This window comes from Deinococcus deserti VCD115 (assembly GCF_000020685.1).
Lineage (GTDB): Bacteria > Deinococcota > Deinococci > Deinococcales > Deinococcaceae > Deinococcus > Deinococcus deserti.
In genome coordinates, this window is record NC_012526.1 from 1,628,962 (window position 1) to 1,646,117 (window position 17,156).

16 protein-coding genes are annotated in these 17,156 nt (G+C 60.5%); 6 read left to right on the top strand and 10 right to left on the bottom strand.

From position 1 onward, the window contains the following. The first annotated feature begins 18 nt into the window (after positions 1-18). Positions 19-684 (top strand): hypothetical protein, encoded by a 666-nt coding sequence (locus DEIDE_RS07745; protein WP_162485420.1) that lies wholly within the window; start codon positions 19-21, stop codon positions 682-684. Between the two features lie 23 nt (positions 685-707). Here the strand turns inward: DEIDE_RS07745 and DEIDE_RS07750 are convergent, their stop codons facing one another. Next, positions 708-1,946, bottom strand: coding sequence for an alanine--tRNA ligase-related protein (locus tag DEIDE_RS07750; protein ID WP_012693396.1), 1,239 nt, complete (start codon positions 1,944-1,946; stop codon positions 708-710). A gap of 162 nt (positions 1,947-2,108) precedes the next feature. Between DEIDE_RS07750 and DEIDE_RS07755 the strand changes: the two genes are divergently transcribed. Continuing rightward, positions 2,109-2,891 (top strand): SDR family oxidoreductase, encoded by a 783-nt coding sequence (locus DEIDE_RS07755; protein ID WP_012693397.1) that lies wholly within the window; start codon positions 2,109-2,111, stop codon positions 2,889-2,891. A 141-nt stretch (positions 2,892-3,032) separates the two neighbouring features. Here DEIDE_RS07755 and DEIDE_RS07760 read toward each other — a convergent pair whose 3' ends face one another. Continuing rightward, complete coding sequence (locus tag DEIDE_RS07760) at positions 3,033-4,460, bottom strand: molybdopterin-dependent oxidoreductase (RefSeq protein WP_012693398.1); 1,428 nt, start codon at positions 4,458-4,460, stop codon at positions 3,033-3,035. A gap of 272 nt (positions 4,461-4,732) precedes the next feature. Next, positions 4,733-5,416 (bottom strand): DUF4397 domain-containing protein, encoded by a 684-nt coding sequence (locus tag DEIDE_RS07765; RefSeq protein ID WP_012693399.1) that lies wholly within the window; start codon positions 5,414-5,416, stop codon positions 4,733-4,735. A gap of 1,171 nt (positions 5,417-6,587) precedes the next feature. On the opposite strand from DEIDE_RS07765, the gene DEIDE_RS07770 reads away from it, so the two are divergent. Together DEIDE_RS07770 and DEIDE_RS07775 are read left to right on the top strand one after the other, a co-directional pair. Next, complete coding sequence (locus tag DEIDE_RS07770; protein WP_012693401.1) at positions 6,588-7,466, top strand: cupredoxin domain-containing protein; 879 nt, start codon at positions 6,588-6,590, stop codon at positions 7,464-7,466. Between the two features lie 41 nt (positions 7,467-7,507). Then, the gene (locus DEIDE_RS07775; protein WP_012693402.1) at positions 7,508-8,821 is read left to right on the top strand and encodes a multicopper oxidase domain-containing protein; all 1,314 of its coding nucleotides are present in this window, start codon (positions 7,508-7,510) and stop codon (positions 8,819-8,821) included. A 130-nt stretch (positions 8,822-8,951) separates the two neighbouring features. On the opposite strand, the gene DEIDE_RS07780 is transcribed toward DEIDE_RS07775, so the two are convergent. The 7 genes from DEIDE_RS07780 to DEIDE_RS07810 form a co-directional block, all read right to left on the bottom strand. Then, positions 8,952-11,057, bottom strand: coding sequence for a DHA2 family efflux MFS transporter permease subunit (locus tag DEIDE_RS07780; RefSeq protein ID WP_012693403.1), 2,106 nt, complete (start codon positions 11,055-11,057; stop codon positions 8,952-8,954). Then, the gene (locus DEIDE_RS17990) at positions 11,054-11,578 is read right to left on the bottom strand and encodes a MarR family winged helix-turn-helix transcriptional regulator (RefSeq protein ID WP_012693404.1); all 525 of its coding nucleotides are present in this window, start codon (positions 11,576-11,578) and stop codon (positions 11,054-11,056) included. The genes DEIDE_RS07780 and DEIDE_RS17990 overlap by 4 nt, the downstream gene beginning before the upstream one ends. Before the next feature lie 259 nt (positions 11,579-11,837). Further along, the gene (gene lysX / locus DEIDE_RS07790; RefSeq protein ID WP_012693405.1) at positions 11,838-12,704 is read right to left on the bottom strand and encodes a lysine biosynthesis protein LysX; all 867 of its coding nucleotides are present in this window, start codon (positions 12,702-12,704) and stop codon (positions 11,838-11,840) included. 83 nt (positions 12,705-12,787) lie between these two features. Then, the gene (gene lysW, locus DEIDE_RS07795) at positions 12,788-12,961 is read right to left on the bottom strand and encodes a lysine biosynthesis protein LysW (RefSeq protein ID WP_012693406.1); all 174 of its coding nucleotides are present in this window, start codon (positions 12,959-12,961) and stop codon (positions 12,788-12,790) included. Between the two features lie 56 nt (positions 12,962-13,017). After that, complete coding sequence (locus DEIDE_RS07800) at positions 13,018-13,359, bottom strand: zinc finger motif protein (RefSeq protein WP_012693407.1); 342 nt, start codon at positions 13,357-13,359, stop codon at positions 13,018-13,020. Between the two features lie 28 nt (positions 13,360-13,387). Then, the gene (locus DEIDE_RS07805; RefSeq protein WP_012693408.1) at positions 13,388-13,915 is read right to left on the bottom strand and encodes a LeuD/DmdB family oxidoreductase small subunit; all 528 of its coding nucleotides are present in this window, start codon (positions 13,913-13,915) and stop codon (positions 13,388-13,390) included. Then, positions 13,915-15,192, bottom strand: coding sequence for a homoaconitate hydratase family protein (locus tag DEIDE_RS07810; RefSeq protein ID WP_012693409.1), 1,278 nt, complete (start codon positions 15,190-15,192; stop codon positions 13,915-13,917). The genes DEIDE_RS07805 and DEIDE_RS07810 overlap by 1 nt, the downstream gene beginning before the upstream one ends. A gap of 161 nt (positions 15,193-15,353) precedes the next feature. On the opposite strand from DEIDE_RS07810, the gene DEIDE_RS07815 reads away from it, so the two are divergent. After that, the gene (locus tag DEIDE_RS07815; protein WP_012693410.1) at positions 15,354-15,848 is read left to right on the top strand and encodes a cation:proton antiporter regulatory subunit; all 495 of its coding nucleotides are present in this window, start codon (positions 15,354-15,356) and stop codon (positions 15,846-15,848) included. A gap of 76 nt (positions 15,849-15,924) precedes the next feature. Next, positions 15,925-17,091, top strand: a complete 1,167-nt coding sequence (locus DEIDE_RS07820; RefSeq protein ID WP_012693411.1) for a cation:proton antiporter — start codon at positions 15,925-15,927, stop codon at positions 17,089-17,091. The last annotated feature ends 65 nt before the right edge of the window (positions 17,092-17,156 follow it).

A 17,156-nucleotide genomic window follows, 5' to 3' on the forward strand; every position in this document is an offset into this window, starting at 1 on the left:
CCCGTTTACACTGATCCAGTGCAACGAAGCCATGTGCTGATGTTGGTGCTGGGCACAGGCTGGACTGCCAGCCAGGCGCAGACGACCACCCCCACCCCCCAGGTCCTGGACGCTGTGCGCCAGGCAATAGCTGCTCTGCCGCTGGTACCAGCCGAAGGCTCGCTGCTGGCCTGGGCCCGCCAGGAGAGGCTCAGCTGGAGCGCCACGCAGAACCTGTTCGAGATGCAGCTGATTGATCCTGCCAACCAGTTTCTGGAATGGCGTGGCCTACGGGCAGAGTCCGGGATCTTTACAACAGTGCGTGCAGCGCTGTACGTCAAGACCAGCCAGGCAGGCCTGCTGGTGCTGAACCGTGAGTGGTGCCGCCTGGACCGCTGCACGGCACGCACGACCTTCGGCTGGGCCGGGCCGCAGGGATGGCGCGCCGTGACAGAGGCTGCAGTGATCCCGCTGCTGCGCGACGCCGACTTTTTTCCCGGGCCTGTCCCCGCCTGTCTGAAGGGCGTCAGTCTGGGCGTCAGCTATCTGCCGGCCCGCTTTGGTTCAGGGCTGACGGCTGTGCCCCATGCCCCCACCGCGGCTCTGAATGCCTGCCGGGCAGCTGGGGTCGACCCTTCTGTGGTCACCCGTCCGATGCAGCTGAGCTGGCACGCCAGTGCGGGCAAGTTTCGCAGGCTTCCCTAACTCCACGCCTCCAGGACCCGGCCTCAGTCTGCTGGGGACTCAACGAGGTCGTGTTCACTCCGCCCGAGTCCGGTCAGCACTTCCCGCACCGTCTGTCCGAAAACGGACGCATTGCTGGTGCTTCCCTGAGCAAGTTCGGCCCGGCCTCCTCCCTTACCCCCGGCGCGGCCCAGAGCTGCCCGCAGTAGCTCGCCAGCGTGGATATTCCTGACGGCGCTGCCCACCCCACAGCGCCCACCCGCCGTGAGTACAACCACTACGGTGCCTTGGGGCACCCGCATCAGGAGAGGGGCCAGCAGCTCCGGGTCATCAAGCTGAATCTCTCTGAGCGGCACGCCACCGACGGTCTGCAGGGGCTGGGCCTCCAGCAGGGCCGCGGCCAGTTTTTCCCGCAACGTCTCCATTGCCGCTCGCAGGGCGTCGCGCTCGCCAGCCAATGCGGCCACCCGGTCAGCCAGTCCGTCGACAGGCACGCTGAACCCCTGGGCCAGGGTGCGGGCCGAGTGATACACCCCGCTCAGGTACCTGGTCGCCTCTTCTCCGGCCATAAACACCACGCGCGTGAGACCGGCCTTCTGCCGCTCGGTACGCAGAATCACCACCGGAGCAGCCAGACTGGCACGAGGAACATGGGTTCCTCCGCAGGCACTGACGTCAAACGGCGCCCCGCCCGGCTCCTGAAAAATCACCAGCCGGACCTGCCCACGCACCTTCGTTTCCCGGCGCAGCGAATAGGTGCCCAGCTGGTCTTCCGGGACGATGGGGGTGTGGAGTTCCAGATCACGCCGTCCCAGCGTTTCCCGCAACAGAGCCTCGGCGGCACGCACGTGGGACTCGGCCGGGTCACCACGCAGGTCCAGGGTGCACTCGGGGCTGCGCATACTGACAGCCGCCACCTGAAACACAGGATTGATCCGTGCAAAAGCCTGAGCCAGCAGATGCTCACCGCTGTGCCGTTGGGCATGCCGCCAACGGACATCCTGATCCACCTCGCCGGTGATGCGGGTGCCGGGGGGCGGCAGGTCGCCAGCCAGGGCATGCCAGATCACCCCCGTGGACTTGTCCTTGCGGGCAGCGGTCATGCGGGCTTCCGACCCTGTCCAGCGCACCCTGCCTGTATCGGTGTTCTGTCCGCCTCCTTCGGGGTAGAAGGCCGTCGCGTCCAGAGCGATTTCCTGTGCCTGAACGTCCAGGACCGTCGCAGCAAACGTCAACTGGGCCGGGTCATCGTGGTACAGGGGGCGGGTAGGAGGCAGAGTCATTCCAGACAGGTTAGGTGAATGCCCGCATGGAGGTACCGGATCAGGGCGTCAAGAGAAACACAAGGAATCTCTGAATCAGTTTCCACCTTCCCGGCGTAGCGTGCGACTGTCTGCAGAACAGCGGAGACACCGCCCGGATGGTGCGGGCACGGGAGGAATGACATGGGCATGTTGACTGGCAAGGTGGCATTTATAACGGGCGGTGCAAGCGGCATCGGGGCAGGCACGGCACGGCGGTTTGCTGAGGAAGGCGCCAAAATTGCGCTGGCCGACGTGCAGGATGAGGAAGGCCAGCGCCTGCGCGACGAAATCCGTGGCCAGGGCGCCGAGGCCCTGTACGTGAACTGCGACGTGAGTGATCCGGAGTCAGTCCGCAAGGCCATCGAAGCCACGGTCAGTGAGTTCGGTCAGCTGGATATCGTGTTCGCGAACGCGGGCATCAACGGAGTCTGGACCCCCATTGAAGAACTACAGCCCGAGGAATGGGACAAGACCCTCGACATCAACCTCAAAGGCACCTATCTGACGGTTCACTATGCCGTACCGCATCTCAAGCGGGCAGGTGGCGGCAGCATCATCATCACCAGCAGCGTGAACGGTAACCGCACCTTCTCCAGCCCTGGTGCCAGTGCCTACAGCACGTCAAAGGCCGGGCAGGTCGCGTTTATGAAGATGATTGCCCTGGAACTCGGCCGTGACAATATCCGCTGTAACGCGGTCTGCCCTGGCCTGATCCATACCAACATTCAGGAGCGCACTGAGCAGCGGCACACTGAAGAGATCGGCATTGAAGTCGAACTACCGCAGGGAAGCCCCGCACTGAACGAGGGCGAAGGCGAACCGGTCAATGTGGCCGACACATGCCTGTTTCTCGCTTCGGACCTGGGGCGCCATGTGTCGGGCGTAGAGATTTATGTGGACGGGGGAGCTTCTCTGCTGCGCTGAGCGTGCCAGCCTGCGTTCTGGATCCGTTCGCAGCCCAGTGCGCCTCACTCACGCTCTTGATCCAGGGTTTCGTCAGAGTAACTGGCCACTAAGGTCAGAAATACCGGTTGCTGACGGGTCAGTGCGGCGCACCAGTTCTGGTCACGACACGTTGACAATGAAGTGGTGGTAGCCGGTGGCCCCTTCTGGCAAGGCGTCTTTTTCCTCTGGTTTCTGGGCAATCGTGCCACTCCAGGCACGCACAGCAACCTCATAGGCGCCCGGGGTGGGGGACCAGTCGAAAGTCCAGGGGGTCCAGGCATGTTTTGACCTGGGAGGAATAAGCTTCGCTTCTTTCCAGGTCTTCTGACCGTCTGTGCTGACCTCAACCCTGGTAACAGGCCGGCTGCCGAAAAAAGAGATGCCCCTCATCCGGGTGTCGCCATCCGCGCGCAGAACAGGCGTGGTCTCGGCCGGATAATCTATTCGGCTGGTCAACTCGACCAACGCCGTCTTGGACCAGTCACGTTTGACCCAGTAGCCGGGCTTGTCGGTGGCTGACAGGCGGATACGGGTGATCCAGCGGGGCTGTTTCATTCCATAGCGGCCAGGAATCAGCACCCGCAGCGGAAAGCCGTGCCTGGGGCTCAGCGGTTCACCGTTAAGATGCGTAACCAGCAGAACGTCGCGCTCCAGAGCCTGCCCCAGAGGCAAAGACTCGGTATAGCCGTCTGCCGCTTCCCACAACACATACCGGGCCTGTCGGTCAAGGCCCACGTCAGCCAGCAGATCAGCCAGCCTGAAACCCTGCCATATGCCGTTGGACATCAGAGGGCCACCCACCGGGTTACTGATACAGCTCAGGGTCAGTTCTTCCGTCACCTGCTCAAACTTCTGAAGTTCAGGCAGGGTGTAGGACCGTTCGCGCCGCACAAGACCGTCCACCTGCAACTTCCAGCTCTCAGCCTTGATTTTTGGATCAAAGGCTTCCAGATTTTTGGACACGTAGTACCACTCAGACACTGGAGTCACACCGCCCGGCAGCGGACTGCCTGGCTTGAGGCCAACTGCCGCAGTGCGGCTCTGACTTCCTCCACGGTACAGGGTGGCCAGGCCGCCTGAAGCGACAGCAACACTGCCGAGAGCCAGCCATCCGGTGGCGGCCCTGCGGCTGTGATCCGTGGCCCCGTGATGCGTTCTCCGAGCTTCACGGGGCGCCAGCAGATGGGTCAGCGCTGCAAGCAGCCCCCCGTACACTACCCCGTAAAGGACGCCAGGCCAGTTGCGGGTGAGAAGGACCACGATGACTGCTGTGACCAGACCTGCCACCTGCGGTTTCAGCGCCCCTCCAAGCAGGCTCAGGCCCCCCAGCCACAGCAGCACCACGCCTGTGAAAGCGAAAATCTTGCCTCCCTGACCCAGACCAAACAGCGAGTGTACAAACTGGAAAATAACGGGGAGACCCAACAGCTGGGTCAGCTTGCCAAATACGATCAGTGGTGGATAACCCAGCCCGGGAAATGTGAGATAGGCAAGGTAACCCAACAAACTTAGAGCTACTGCAGCGATAAAAGCACGTAGAAATCGCACGATCAGGCCTCCGGAATCATGGCAGGAACAAAGAATATGAAAGCTTGAGTCCTTCTTTTTCCTCTTCTGTTGAAAGTGAAGGACGCGCCAGCATTCAGCGGCGCGCCCTGTCGGACCGTATGGGGGTAGTACACCAATAGGCACGTGTTCCGGTTTGATTCGTATGCAAGGCAAAGAGACACCAGGGCGAACAATTCACGTTCCGCATTCCTCGCCTTGTTACGGCGGTCCGACTCAACCCCCAAACGAGCGGGGGTTGATCCGAATCCGAATTACTTCTTCATCATGGAATCGGCAACCAGCTTATCTTCGGTGGCGACCAGGTCAAACGTCTTGCCGCCCAGAGTTCCGACCGCAAAGACGCTGTAGCTCTTGCCACCAGCCACGTTGATACCACTCAGGTTTTTCACCACAGGAGTCGTCTTCCCAAATGGCACGATATCCAGATTGACGCCCATAGGATTGACATTGACCGTGGCCTTATTGCCGTACGCCACACCCATCGGCAGAACTCCTGCGTTGTTCATATCCACTGCCAAAGCCTGCACACGGGGACCATCAGGAGCAAGGTGATAGACGTTGACCTGGGCCTTGCCCTTGTCCATGTTCATGCTTGTGGCCGTAAAGATCTTGGGCTTGATATTCTTGAGATAACCGACGGCTGCCACGGTGTAGTAAGTTCCTGCGGTCAGATCGACGTCGCCTTTGAAGACCACAGCATTCTTATTCCCTGCAGCGGTAATGACAACATTGTGTTTACCAGCTGGAACATTTCCGTACGTGGTTACAGCTTTGAACGGCGCATTTGCAACCGTCCGCGTGCCATCTACATAGACATCAACGTTGGGTGCATCGGATACAGCATGGACAACACGAACATAGGCGGTGCCTTGCGCACTGGCAGTCGAAATGAGGGCGGCGGTCAGGCTCATGGCAGCAATAGCAACTTTTTTCATATTAGGCCTCTGTCTTTTGAATGAGATGGCGTAGATTTCCCGATGAAATCTTTTCCGGACTTGCGTCTATTGACTTGTATGCCAACTAATAGAAATTGGATGTCGCTCCTGGTAACATTAAGACTGAATGAAGGCGTCTTCGACAGGGACACCCCTGTGCGTGCGCGAGCAGTCAATGCCGGAAACCGCTGAGCATCAGCTCTGCCCCTTGTTTGCATCATGGCGTGTGGTGGACTCTGGATATTCCCATGCTCAGAGTGACCAGCCCCGGGATCCGGTCCAGCCTGTCCATTGCGTGGAAGGTTTCGTCCTGGAATCCAGCGTGAATCAGGGGATCTACAGTCACCTGTTGACTGAAATCTTTAAGTCGAAAGGAAAGCAGAGGTTCCCTGGTATCTCTCCTGGGCCCTGGCAAAGGCTTTCTTCTGGCCAGGTAACCAGAAGAAATAAGCCCCAGCCAGATCTATGGGCTTCAGACAACCCTGTCGACCATCAAACGTTCTGTGCTCTCTGAGGCTGAGCTTGTCTGCTGGATATCCAGGAGATCAGTCAAAGACGACCATGCTGTTGCAGCACCATGGTTAATGGAATATGAGCAAGAAAGCCCCACGGCACCTATAAGGCTCTTATGAAAAAGCACATAATGAATTAATTTATATTTCTTTACTCATCTGATCAGACGCAAGGCTCGATGACCTATTTAACATCCAAATTTTTGAGGAGCTGTACTGGTGGATCTCGTGCTTCTCAGACATGACCAGCTTGGTTTAGTCTCACTATAAAAGTTCTGGGGCTATGCTCGTTCAAATTCATGTTCGACTGGAAGGAAATCAAGGTATGCCCCTGTTCCAAAGCCGGTGACAAAGACGCTGGGGGAGCAAGAGTCTTCACTCACTGTGACGGCATAAATCTGCAAGGCTGCGCCCCGCCGAAGCGATCTCGCACGTCGAGACATTCGTACAGGAGCCCCCGCCAATCACCAGACGTTGTTTTCATGGCGGCTTGACCTGTCCTAACAATCAGCTTGTGCCGCAGGACCGACCCTCCGAGCCACAGCAGGTGCCGCCAGTCCGGCACCGGAGCAGGCCCGGCATACGATCCAAAGGAGGAGCGTAATCAAAACAGATGCCGCAGTCGGTTGACGCCTCATCAGCACTTCAAGGGGATCATCATGAGTCAAGTCCGTCTTGTCCTGTTAGCCCTGACACTCGGCAGCCTGACGCACGCTACCGCGCAGCGGCCTCCTTCAGTAGAGATCACGGCAACCCAGCAGGGCTACACCGCGCCTGCCCAGCTCCCGTCAGGATTCGTGCAGCTGAATTTCAGAAATACCGGGTCCGCACCCGCAGAGATGCAGCTCTTCAAGTTGAAGAGTGGCGTGAGCGCTGATGCCCTGAAGCGTGCGATCAGCGCGTTTGCCATGGGCATGCAGACGCACCAGGGGGATAGTGCAGCGCTGGAGGCTGCCCTGATCAATGCCTCAGAGCTGTACGGCGGGCCACCGATGCTGGGGCCAAAAGCGACTTTCAGCCTCACAGTGAATCTGGAGCCCGGCACCTACGCCATTTCGAACGTCAGCACGAACAACGACGAGAAAAACCCACAGGCGTTGGCCAATACAGGATTCTTCAAAACGTTCACCGTCGTGAGGGGCAACAACATGGCCACTGCACCCAAAGCGGCCTACATGGTTCAGCTCGCCGACTTCGCCCTGGCGCTCCCGCCCATGCAGGTAGCAGCTGGCACTCACATGTGGGAAATCGTCAACCATGGCCGCCAGCCTCACTTCATGATGATTGCCCCGCTCAAGGCCGGTAAGACTGCCGACGATGTCATGAAATTCATGGCCGCTGGTGAACAGGCGCAGGGCGAGCCGCCGGTGAACTTCGAGCTGGCGACCGGAATCGGCGTGCTTTCTCCCGGCAAAGCCAACTACGCAAACCTGACCCTCAAGCCTGGAACGTACTTCACTGCGTGCTTCGTGACAGATCCCGCCACCCATAAACCTCATGCTCTCCTGGGTATGACGCGCTTCATTACCGTGCGCTGAGCAGGCCCTGTTTACATCGTGCATATCCACCCGGAGGCCCCGTGACCCGGCTTGCTGTCCTGATTGCCGTTCTGGCCGTTCTGATTGGCTCTACCGTTGCGGGTCCTCCGTCTGACCCAGGGCGCCGGGGCCTGATTGACCGCTTCCTGCGTCAGCCGGTGGGTACGGTGCCAGTTCACCGCTTCACCGGCGAGGTGCGTAATTTCACTCTGGAGGTGCACCGCATTCAGGCAGAGATCGCACCAGGCGTCAACGTTGAGCAATGGGCCTTCGGGTTTCCCGGGCATAAACCCCGGGTCCCAGGCCCGGAGATCCGCGTCAGGCAGGGTGACCTGGTGCGGCTGACGCTGCGCAATACCTTCGATCAGCCGCACACTATTCATCCGCACGGCATCATTTCCGTGGCCCAACGCATGGACGGCCTCGACGAGGTGCTACCGGGCCAGAGCTTTACCTATGAATTTGTGGCGACCGAAGCCGGAACCTTCGCGTACCACTGTCACTTTCAGACCAACCTTCACCTGAATATGGGGATGTACGGGGCACTGATCGTTGAACCTGCTGACCGGCAGGCCAGGATGTGGAAAACCGAGCACACGCTGATTCTTGATGACTGGGACAGCCGCCAGAACCCGGACAACCCGGTGCACAAGCCTCAGGCCAACTACTTTCTGGTCAACGGGAAAGCCTCACCCCTGATCCCCGACCTGCCGATCCCCCCTGGCGACGTCAGCCTGCTGCGGCTGATCAATATGGGTTACGCACAACATGCCATGCACCTGCACGGCGTAACTTTTCTGGTGATGGCTAAAGATGGTCATGATCTGCCGCTGCCTTACGAAGCCGATACCCTGCTGATCGCTCCTGGCGAGCGTTATGACCTGCTGGTCAAGGGCCGTGATGGCCGCTTCGTCTTCCATGATCATGTGGGCCCCCATGCCACCAACGACGGGGTATACCCGGGGGGCATTCACTTTATGGTCAAGGGCGCAGAGGCATTAGATCAGCACGGCCGTCCCGACAAGCAGGCCGGTCAGGGCAACGCCCACAGCCACGGAGCACCTCCCAGCAGTGCAGACCTGCCCCTGCTGGATGACCGGAACGCTCCGGCTATACGCGCCGCCGGTTTCAAGTTCACACCGGCAGTCCTGCGCGTAAAACAGGGCACGAAGGTCAGCTGGACCAATGCAGACTTTGTTGCGCATGGTCTGGTACTGCGTGCTCCAGACGGCACCGAAACTACACGCGCCCTTTCCAGAGGAGGAAACATAAGCTCCGTGCTCGACCAGAAAGGCACGTATACCTACCGCTGTCTCCCCCACCCATTCATGACCGGAAGCATCAGGGTAGAGTGACGTTTCCGGTGGCCTGGGCCCTGATCTGGCCATACGGTGACCTGCCTGAGCATCAATGTCTGACAGACCACCCATATGGAAAAGAGGGGAACGATCTTGCTGTCGTTCCCCTTTCTCTAAGCGGCATGTGTCAGATTTCCACGTGCGCGGGAACTGCCTTCTCGCCTGTCTGGCGTCCTGGGATCGGCAGGTTGGGCATCATCAGCGTGGCCAGCATCGCCAGAAACGCCGCGAAGATGCAGTACAGATAGATATGAGCCACCGACTCGGCGAACGCGACCTTGGCGGCACGGGCACTGGCCAGAGCAATTTTTTCGCCGTCATCCAGTTCCTTGAGAGCCCGGCTCAGAGCCTGCTGCTCAGCCTGCCGAGCGGCCGTGGTTTTTACGGCGTCCAGGTCCTGCCGCAACCTCCCAAGCAACTGGTCACGAGTCGCCGAATTTTGAAGAGCTGACGCGGGCACAGCACCAAGCCGCTCGCGCAGAACAGCAGGCAGCTGTGGGTTGGCTGCTACCACCTTCACGCGGGCCAAATCACCGCTGCGCACGGCAGCGGCAACAGCTGCGTAGCCCCGGTCAAATTCACTTCTCACACCAGCAGCAACGCCGCCTACCGGAATCTGCGCAAACTGCGTCCTGGTTTCCCGGGGTAATTCCGCGTCCCTGCGGAGGGCAATCATGGCCACTCTGTCACCCGTCTGCACTGCACTGGTGATGTTCTGCCGCAGCCTGGAAAAGCGCGCCGTGATCTCTTCGTTGCTGGGCGGAGCAGCATTTCGGTCCACCTGGCCATCAGATTCTCCATGGGCTATCTGAGCACTGATCCGCTGCAGGGTCGTGGCCACTGCTCCGGTGTTGGCGCTCGCCTGGGCAGCGAACGAGGCGCTGAGGTTGTCGGTCAGGCCGGTCGTGAGTAGAGCACCGAAAATGGCCGTGCCGATGGTGCTGCCCATCTGCTGGAAAAACTGACCGGCACTGGTCGCCACGCCGATCTCCCAGGGTTTGACCGAAAGCTGGAGGGCCGTGGTGTACAGCGGCATGGCCGGCCCTATCCCCAGGCCCAGCAGCACCATGCGCAGAATTACGCTGTTGTAGCTGGTATCGGCGTTCAGGGTGGACAGAGAGTAGAAACCCAGCATCATCAGGCTCAGGCCGATCAGCATCAGGGGCTTGTAACGGCCCATACGGCTGGCGACCTGTCCACTCACGATGGCTCCGAAAATCAGACCAAAGGTCAGCGGAATGGTTGCGGTCCCCGCTGCGGTTGCGCTGACTCCCTGCACCTGCACCAGGTAAAGGCTCAGAAACAGAATGGCCCCGAAGAACGCCGCTCCGAACAGGAAGCGGGCCAGCGAGCCCCAGGCGAAGGTGGGGTTGCGAAACAGGTGAAGCGGAATGATAGGACTGTCCACGCGGCTTTCTACGTACAGAAATGCCAGCAGGCTTGCCGCACTGATTCCAAACAGCCCCAGAACCGTAGGGCTGCTCCAGGCGTAGTTGCCATCAGCTCCCCAGGTCAGGGCCAGCAGCAGCGGCACCGCGAACACCAGGATCAGGAACGCGCCCTGCCAGTCCACCTTGGCTTTGAGCCCGCTTTGCAGCCGGGGCATCTTGAACCATAGAAAGGTCAGGGCCAGCAGGCCCAACGGAAGGTTGACGTAAAACACCCAGCGCCACGACACGTAGTCAGTCAGCCAGCCGCCCAGCAGGGGTCCGATCACGCTGCTCAGGCCAAAGACCGCGCCGAATAGCCCCTGGTATTTGGGCCGTTCGGCCGGCTCGAACAGGTCGGCGATGATGGCAAAGGCCACTGCACCCAGCGCTGCGCCTCCCGCCCCCTGCAGCCCCCGGAACACCACCAGCTGCATCATGCCGCCGCCAAACAGGTGGCCCATGAAGGGCTCGCCTGCCATGCCGCACAGCATCGAACCGATCAGGAACACCACAATGCCGAACATCAGGATCGGCTTGCGGCCATAGATGTCTGAAAGCTTGCCGTAGATAGGCACCAGCGCTGTGTTGGCCAGCAGGTAAGCGGTGGTGACCCAGGAATAGAGGTTCAGACCGTTGAGCTCACTGATAATCCGGGGCATGGCGGTACCGACGATGGTCTGGTCCAGTGCGCTGAGAAACAGCCCCAGCAGGACGCCAAACAGAATCAGCCGCTTGGTGGGCAGGTCCAGCGCCGTGATGTAATCGATGTGCCCTTCCGGCGCCGCCTGAGCAGACCGGGTCATGGAACTTCCTTGCAGGCGCGGACCTCGCTGCTCTGGGTTTCGAGTTCATCAAGCAGGGCCTGAATGTGCTGAGCGGCCGCCTGAATGGCTTCCGGCTGCAACCGGGCGAAGGTGCTGACGTACGCGGCCCTGAAGTTGCGGTCCATCTTGCCCAGCACGTCCAGACCGGCTGCAGTCAGGGTCACGACCTTCTCGCGGCGGTTGCCCGGGTTCTCTGTTCTCGCAGCGAGGCCGCGCTGAACCAGACGCTCTACGAGGTGACTGGCTGCCGGTACACTCAGTCGGGTGCGGGCCGCGAGTTCGGTGACGGTCGATTCCCCCCCAGCACGCAGCTGATGCAGCGCCGTCATCTGCGAGAAGGACAGGTCCAGCTCAACAAGTTCGGCCTGCATGCCGTGCATGACCTGACTGCTGATATGCCGGTGCAACTGCTTCATGACGTTGCCCAGGGCGCAGGCGGCCTCACGGTTCGCCGCTGGCACCTCTGGCTGATCCTCGGGAGGGGGATGCGAAGGGTTCATACTTGCAACCTTGAAACAGTCTTACTCATAAGACTGTATGGTGCGCTTCACCGTTTCACTCGTCAAGGTACGCCGGATGGCGTAGGAAGACCGCAAAAGCCTGTTTCGTTGCGATAAACCGGTGTGCACTGCCAGATGCTGGCCCATTTTCAGAGCAGTAACGAAGGTTGACGGAAGTAAAATCTTCGTAGATTCAGCAGTGCTCAAATGCAAAAACAACGACCCCTACACATCGCAGGGGTCGTCACGTTTAAGTGCTTTAAGCCAGTGCCCGCTCTTTCAGCAGGCTGATGGCGTACTCGCCCATCCTGCGGGGAATATTCACACCTGTCGTCGAAACACTGTTCTTGAACTCCATGGTGTGGTTGATCTCGATGACCAGCAGGCCACGCTCCGGGTCCTCGACCAGATCGATGGCCACAATCTGACCGTCGACCGCGCGGGCCGAACGCAGTGCCAGATCAGCAATCTCAGGGGTCACCGGGCAGTTGCTGGCCTTGGCGCCACGCGCGGTATTGGTAATCCAGTGCTCGCTGGTGCGGTAGATCGCACCGATGCACTCACCACCGACGACGAACGCCCGGATGTCGCGCTCGGGCTTGTCGATCAGTTCCTGCACGTAAAAGACGCCATGCTGCGGCCCGCCCAGCACTTCCTTATGCTCAATGACGGCCTCGGCGGCGTCGCGGTCGTTCAGGCGGCTGACCATACGGCCCCAGGACCCCACGGTCGGCTTCAGGACCACCGGGTAGCCCAGGCTTTCGATCAGCTGCAGGGCACTTTCGCCGTCGAATGCCACGCCGGTCCGCGGGGTCGCGATCCCGGCAGCATGCAGACGCGAATTGGTAGCCAGCTTGTCACCGCACAGCTCAATGACGTGCGAGGGGTTGATGACCTGCACTCCAAAGGCCTCCAGGGCCCGGGTGACGGCGTGCCCCCGCGTCTGGCTCACGCAGCGCTCGATAGCCACTTTCCAGGGAATCCGCGCAGTTCCTTCCTGATCGAAGGTCACGGTCAGCTGCGGGGCATAGACCTTGTCGTAGGAGACTCCAAGGTCGTCGAGCGCCTCGAAGAGCATTTTCTCGTCAGGGCGGATGCGGTCGTAGATCACGGCAAGGTCGGCCATAAGCGGTCTCGGGGCAAGGCTCAAGGGCGGCGCGGTCAGGTGCAGCCCAAGGGCTCTGCCTGACCGCGCCGGGCCCGTGAAACTTACTCGCCCCAGTCCTCCGCTTCCTGCGGAGCAGCTTCCAGGCGGGGTGGGTCGACAGACACGACTTCGTATTCCACGCCGGTTTCGTCGTCAATGACCAGTTCACCGAGTTCGGGGTCGGTCAGTTCGATCGTGGCGCCAGTGTCGGGGTTTTCAAATTGAATTACAGGCATACTTACTCCTTACGACTGATAGGTTAAAGCAGGTTTTGATTTCCAAATGTTATTGTCTAGACGGGTTCAACGGGTTCTTCGAACTCCAGTTCTATGCGGGCGCGGCAATGCGGGCATTCGACCACGCTGACGGTAGCTCCATCGCTGCTTTCGATCACGGGCGCGGCATCGATCATCTCGTCGGTCACATCGAATTCCTCGCCGCAACTGGGGCACAGGGTCAGAACCCCCAGAAGTTCAAGTTCAAAGTCATCTCCGGGAGCGTTGCGGGTCACTTCCATCTCGGCGTTACAGGAGTCACAGACAATTACGTCCCCCACCTGCAGGTCGGCGCGGTCAGCGTCGGTCAGCTCCAGCACTTCCGCACACACGGGACAGTCAATTTCCAGAGTCGGCATGCCCTCAGTGTAGGACGTGCCTCCGCTTTCAGCCTGACCCATTCTCGGATACGCGCTCGCCAGGGAAGCGACCATACTTCTTGAAAAACGCCAGGATACTGCCCTCCGCCAGCGCTTCCCGCAGGAATTCCGGTGGAGGTGGCAGTTGCACCGTTCCACTGCGGCCGTCCTCACCGGAATAGACCAGGAGACCGGTATTGATATCCAGTGAAACCTGGTCACCATCCTGCAGCACGCCAGTCAGGTCATGCTCAAAAGCCGGGATGCCAAGGTTCAGCAGGTTGCGGTAGTGAATGCGCGCAAAACTTGGAGCCACGATGCCGCCGATCTGCAGCTTCTTCAGGGCCTGTGGAGCATACTCGCGGCTGGACCCCAGACCCCAGTTACGCCCGCCGATCAGCAGATCCCCAGGCTGCACCTGTGCGGCAAATTCAGGGCGGATGTAATGGAAGGCGAAAGTCTGAAAGACGTCCTCTCCGGCCATAAACGGCGCGAACTTCCCAGGCAGGATGTCATCCGTATTGACGCTGTCGCCGAACTTCCAGACGCGCGGCATCAGGCCACCGCCTCAGGCAGATCAGCAGGCAGGGCAATCTGACCCATCACGGCTGTGGCCGCAGCGACCGCAGGGCTGGCCAGATAGATCTTGGCGTCCTTGTCACCCATCCGCCCGATGAAGTTGCGGTTGGACGTGCTGACGCACACCTCGCCCGGCGCCAGGACCCCCTGATGCCTCCCCATGCACGGGCCGCATCCGGGCGTTCCCAGAACGGCACCGGCCCGTTGCAGGGTCAGGAGGGTGCCGTCCACCATCGCCTCTTCCATCACCTGACTGCTGGCCGGAATCACCAGCAGGCGGGTCTGCGGATTGACCCGCCGGTCCCGCAGCACGTCGGCAGCTGCATGCAAGTCCTCAATACGCCCGTTCGTGCAGGTTCCGATAAAGACCTGATCGACCTTGAGGCCACGAAGCTCGGCAACGTCATGCACGTTGTCCACTTCACTGGGGGCACTCATGCGTGGATTCAGGGCCGTCAGGTCCACGGTGATCTCCCGGACATAGGTAGCGCCCTCGTCGGGATACACCCACTCGGGCACGTCGTACCCGTAACTGGTCAGGATCTCGCCGCCCGGCACCACCAGGCCAGCCTTGGCTCCGGCTTCCACGCACAGGTTGGCCAGGGTCATGCGTTCCCCGCGGGTAAAGCGGTCACCGGCGTGCATTTCGATGCTCTGGTAGGTCGCGCCGTCGGCCCCCAGGACCCGGATCATCTCCAGGGCCACGTCCTTGGCCGTCACACCGGGCCGCAGTTCCCCTGTGAAGCTGACCTTGACGCTTTCAGGTACCTTCAGCCAGGTTTTCCCGCTGGCGGCCGCCAGGGCAATGTCGGTGGCGCCCATTCCAGAGCCGAATGCGGCGACCGCGCCGTAGGTGGTGGAGTGGCTGTCGGAGCCCAGCACGATCCAGCCGGGCCGGGCCAGGTTCTCCTCGACCAGCACCTGATGGCAGATCCCGCGGCCGACGTCGAAGAGCCGCACGCCCGTCTGGGCAGCATATTCACGGGCTTCCTTCTGCGCCTGTGCCACCGACACGGTGCTGGCTGGCGCCACATGGTCAATCACGATACTGACGCGCTCGGGGTACTTGGGAACAGCATTCAGGTCACGCTGCATGCGCTCGATGAAGCTCTGGGCAATGGAGTCCACGACCATGACCTGATCGACATCGACTACCGCGAGGTCGCCGGCGTAGACGGTCTGATCGCCACGTCTGGACAGAATCTTTTCCGCCATGGTCTGGGGGCGGGAGGTAAGGACGGTCATACCGCGCATTCTGCCGTGTTTCCATAATGTCAGCGTAAGATCGACTGGAATTCACGACCTAAGACTGTCATTTGCAAAGAAACAGATCTTTTGAAGGACTCCGGGGACCTCCTTGCTGCATGGTGCACCCTGCCCGGTGAGGGTCATCACGCGCCGCTATGCTGAAAGCTATGGTGAAGCTCGACGAAACCGCCCTCCCCGGAGTGGGTGTCCGCTATGACTTTGACGGGCGGTATGGCAAGCGCGTAGGTGTGATTACTCACCGGGACGGCCGCCGCGAAATCTTTGTGTCCCGCCGTGACGACCCGGATGCGTGCGCCATGAGTATTGTGCTGGCTGATGACGAGTCCGAAGCTGTGGCCGACCTGCTCGGGGGCAGCGCCGTCACTCGCCGGATGAGCCAGAGCATGCAGGATATCGAGGGTCTGGCGATGGACTGGCTGCCTTTTGAACCCAGCAGTCCCTACGCGGGCCGTCCCCTGGGCGAAACCATGATGCGCACCCGTACCGGAGCCAGCATCGTGGCCATCATGCGTGACGGACACGCCATTCCGGCGCCGGGGCCGGATTTCCCGCTTCAGGCGGGCGATACGGTCGTTGTCGTGGGGACGCCCAATGGCGTCACACGGGCCGCCCAGCTTCTCAACGGTACATTTTCTGGTTAATCACATCACTTCTGCAAACGTTTTTGTCGCTGCACGCCGATGACCGGCCTGCCTCTTCTTTCACTGGAGGTCCGACGTGCCCTTAGGACAACTTTTTCTCGAACTTGGTGCTGTCATTCTGGCACTCGCCCTGGTCGGTCGCGCGGCAGGGCGCCTGGGAATCACGCCGATACCGCTGTACCTGCTGGCGGGCATTGGTCTGGGCGCCTTGTTTCATCTCGGTGACGCACCCGAGGAGTTCATTCATACTGGCGCTGAAATTGGCGCAGTGCTGCTGCTGTTTACCCTGGGCCTGGAATACACCTCTCAGGAGTTGCGTGACAACCTGCATGCCCACCGCCGCATGGGCCTGCTGGATCTGGCCCTCAATTTCACCCCGGGGCTGATCGCTGGCGTGCTGCTGGGATTTACACCCCTGGCCGCCGTCCTGCTGGGCGGCGTGACCTACCTGACCAGCAGCGGTATTGCCAGTAAGATCCTGGCCGACCTGGGCCGGCTCGGGAACCGCGAAACGCCTGTCATCCTGGCCGTGTGCGTGATTGAAGATGTGGTGATGGCTGCCTACCTGCCGGTGGTCGCTGCACTGTTGATCGGCGGCACCCTTGTCGCCATTGGTGTAAACCTGATGGTCGCGCTGGGTGCTTTCGCCCTGGCGTTTTTTCTGGCACTGAGATACGGGCATGTGCTCAGCCGTGTAATGAACGTCGAAAGCGATGAGGCCCTGTTGCTGGGCGTCCTCGGGTTGGTCCTGCTGGTGGCTGGAATCGCTGATCTGCTTAAGGTCAGCGCAGCTATCGGGGCCTTTCTGGTGGGCATTGCTCTGTCGGGGGAAGTTGCAGACCGCGCACGTCATCAGATCGAACCACTGCGCAATCTGTTTGCCGCAGTGTTTTTCGTATTTTTCGGCCTTCAGCTGAACTTGGCCAGTGTGCCTGACGTTTTGCTGCCCGCCACCCTGCTGGCCCTGGTGACCAGCGTGACCAAATTCATCGTTGGATGGCGCGGTGCAGCCCGGGCTGGGGTTCAGGCCCGGGGCCGATTTCGCGCCGGCACCACGCTGATTCCACGGGGCGAGTTCAGCATCCTGATTGCCGGGCTAGGACTGGGTATCGCCCCGAGCCTTGGACCGCTGGCCGCTGTTTATGTACTCCTGACCGCCATGATCGGCCCGGTCCTCACACGCTTTGATGCTCAACTCGTGCCACTTCTTGAACGGAAGAAACAGCAGGCTCCTGCCGGATAAGGTCGGGGCAGACAGCACAGGCGGGCCTGGGTTCTGTGGGTTGGAATGAGCCTCGTCCTGATCCA

What these genes read in the sequence shown, in the direction of transcription:
- DEIDE_RS07750 (WP_012693396.1), bottom strand. Translation starts at nt 1,946, where the DNA reads ATGACTCTGCCTCCTACCCGCCCCCTGTACCACGATGACCCGGCCCAG.
- DEIDE_RS07755 (WP_012693397.1), top strand. Translation starts at nt 2,109, where the DNA reads ATGGGCATGTTGACTGGCAAGGTGGCATTTATAACGGGCGGTGCAAGC.
- DEIDE_RS07765 (WP_012693399.1), bottom strand. Translation starts at nt 5,416, where the DNA reads ATGAAAAAAGTTGCTATTGCTGCCATGAGCCTGACCGCCGCCCTCATT.
- DEIDE_RS07770 (WP_012693401.1), top strand. Translation starts at nt 6,588, where the DNA reads ATGAGTCAAGTCCGTCTTGTCCTGTTAGCCCTGACACTCGGCAGCCTG.
- DEIDE_RS07780 (WP_012693403.1), bottom strand. Translation starts at nt 11,057, where the DNA reads ATGACCCGGTCTGCTCAGGCGGCGCCGGAAGGGCACATCGATTACATC.
- DEIDE_RS17990 (WP_012693404.1), bottom strand. Translation starts at nt 11,578, where the DNA reads ATGAACCCTTCGCATCCCCCTCCCGAGGATCAGCCAGAGGTGCCAGCG.
- lysX (WP_012693405.1), bottom strand. Translation starts at nt 12,704, where the DNA reads ATGGCCGACCTTGCCGTGATCTACGACCGCATCCGCCCTGACGAGAAA.
- lysW (WP_012693406.1), bottom strand. Translation starts at nt 12,961, where the DNA reads ATGCCTGTAATTCAATTTGAAAACCCCGACACTGGCGCCACGATCGAA.
- DEIDE_RS07800 (WP_012693407.1), bottom strand. Translation starts at nt 13,359, where the DNA reads ATGCCGACTCTGGAAATTGACTGTCCCGTGTGTGCGGAAGTGCTGGAG.
- DEIDE_RS07805 (WP_012693408.1), bottom strand. Translation starts at nt 13,915, where the DNA reads ATGCCGCGCGTCTGGAAGTTCGGCGACAGCGTCAATACGGATGACATC.
- DEIDE_RS07810 (WP_012693409.1), bottom strand. Translation starts at nt 15,192, where the DNA reads ATGCGCGGTATGACCGTCCTTACCTCCCGCCCCCAGACCATGGCGGAA.
- DEIDE_RS07815 (WP_012693410.1), top strand. Translation starts at nt 15,354, where the DNA reads ATGGTGAAGCTCGACGAAACCGCCCTCCCCGGAGTGGGTGTCCGCTAT.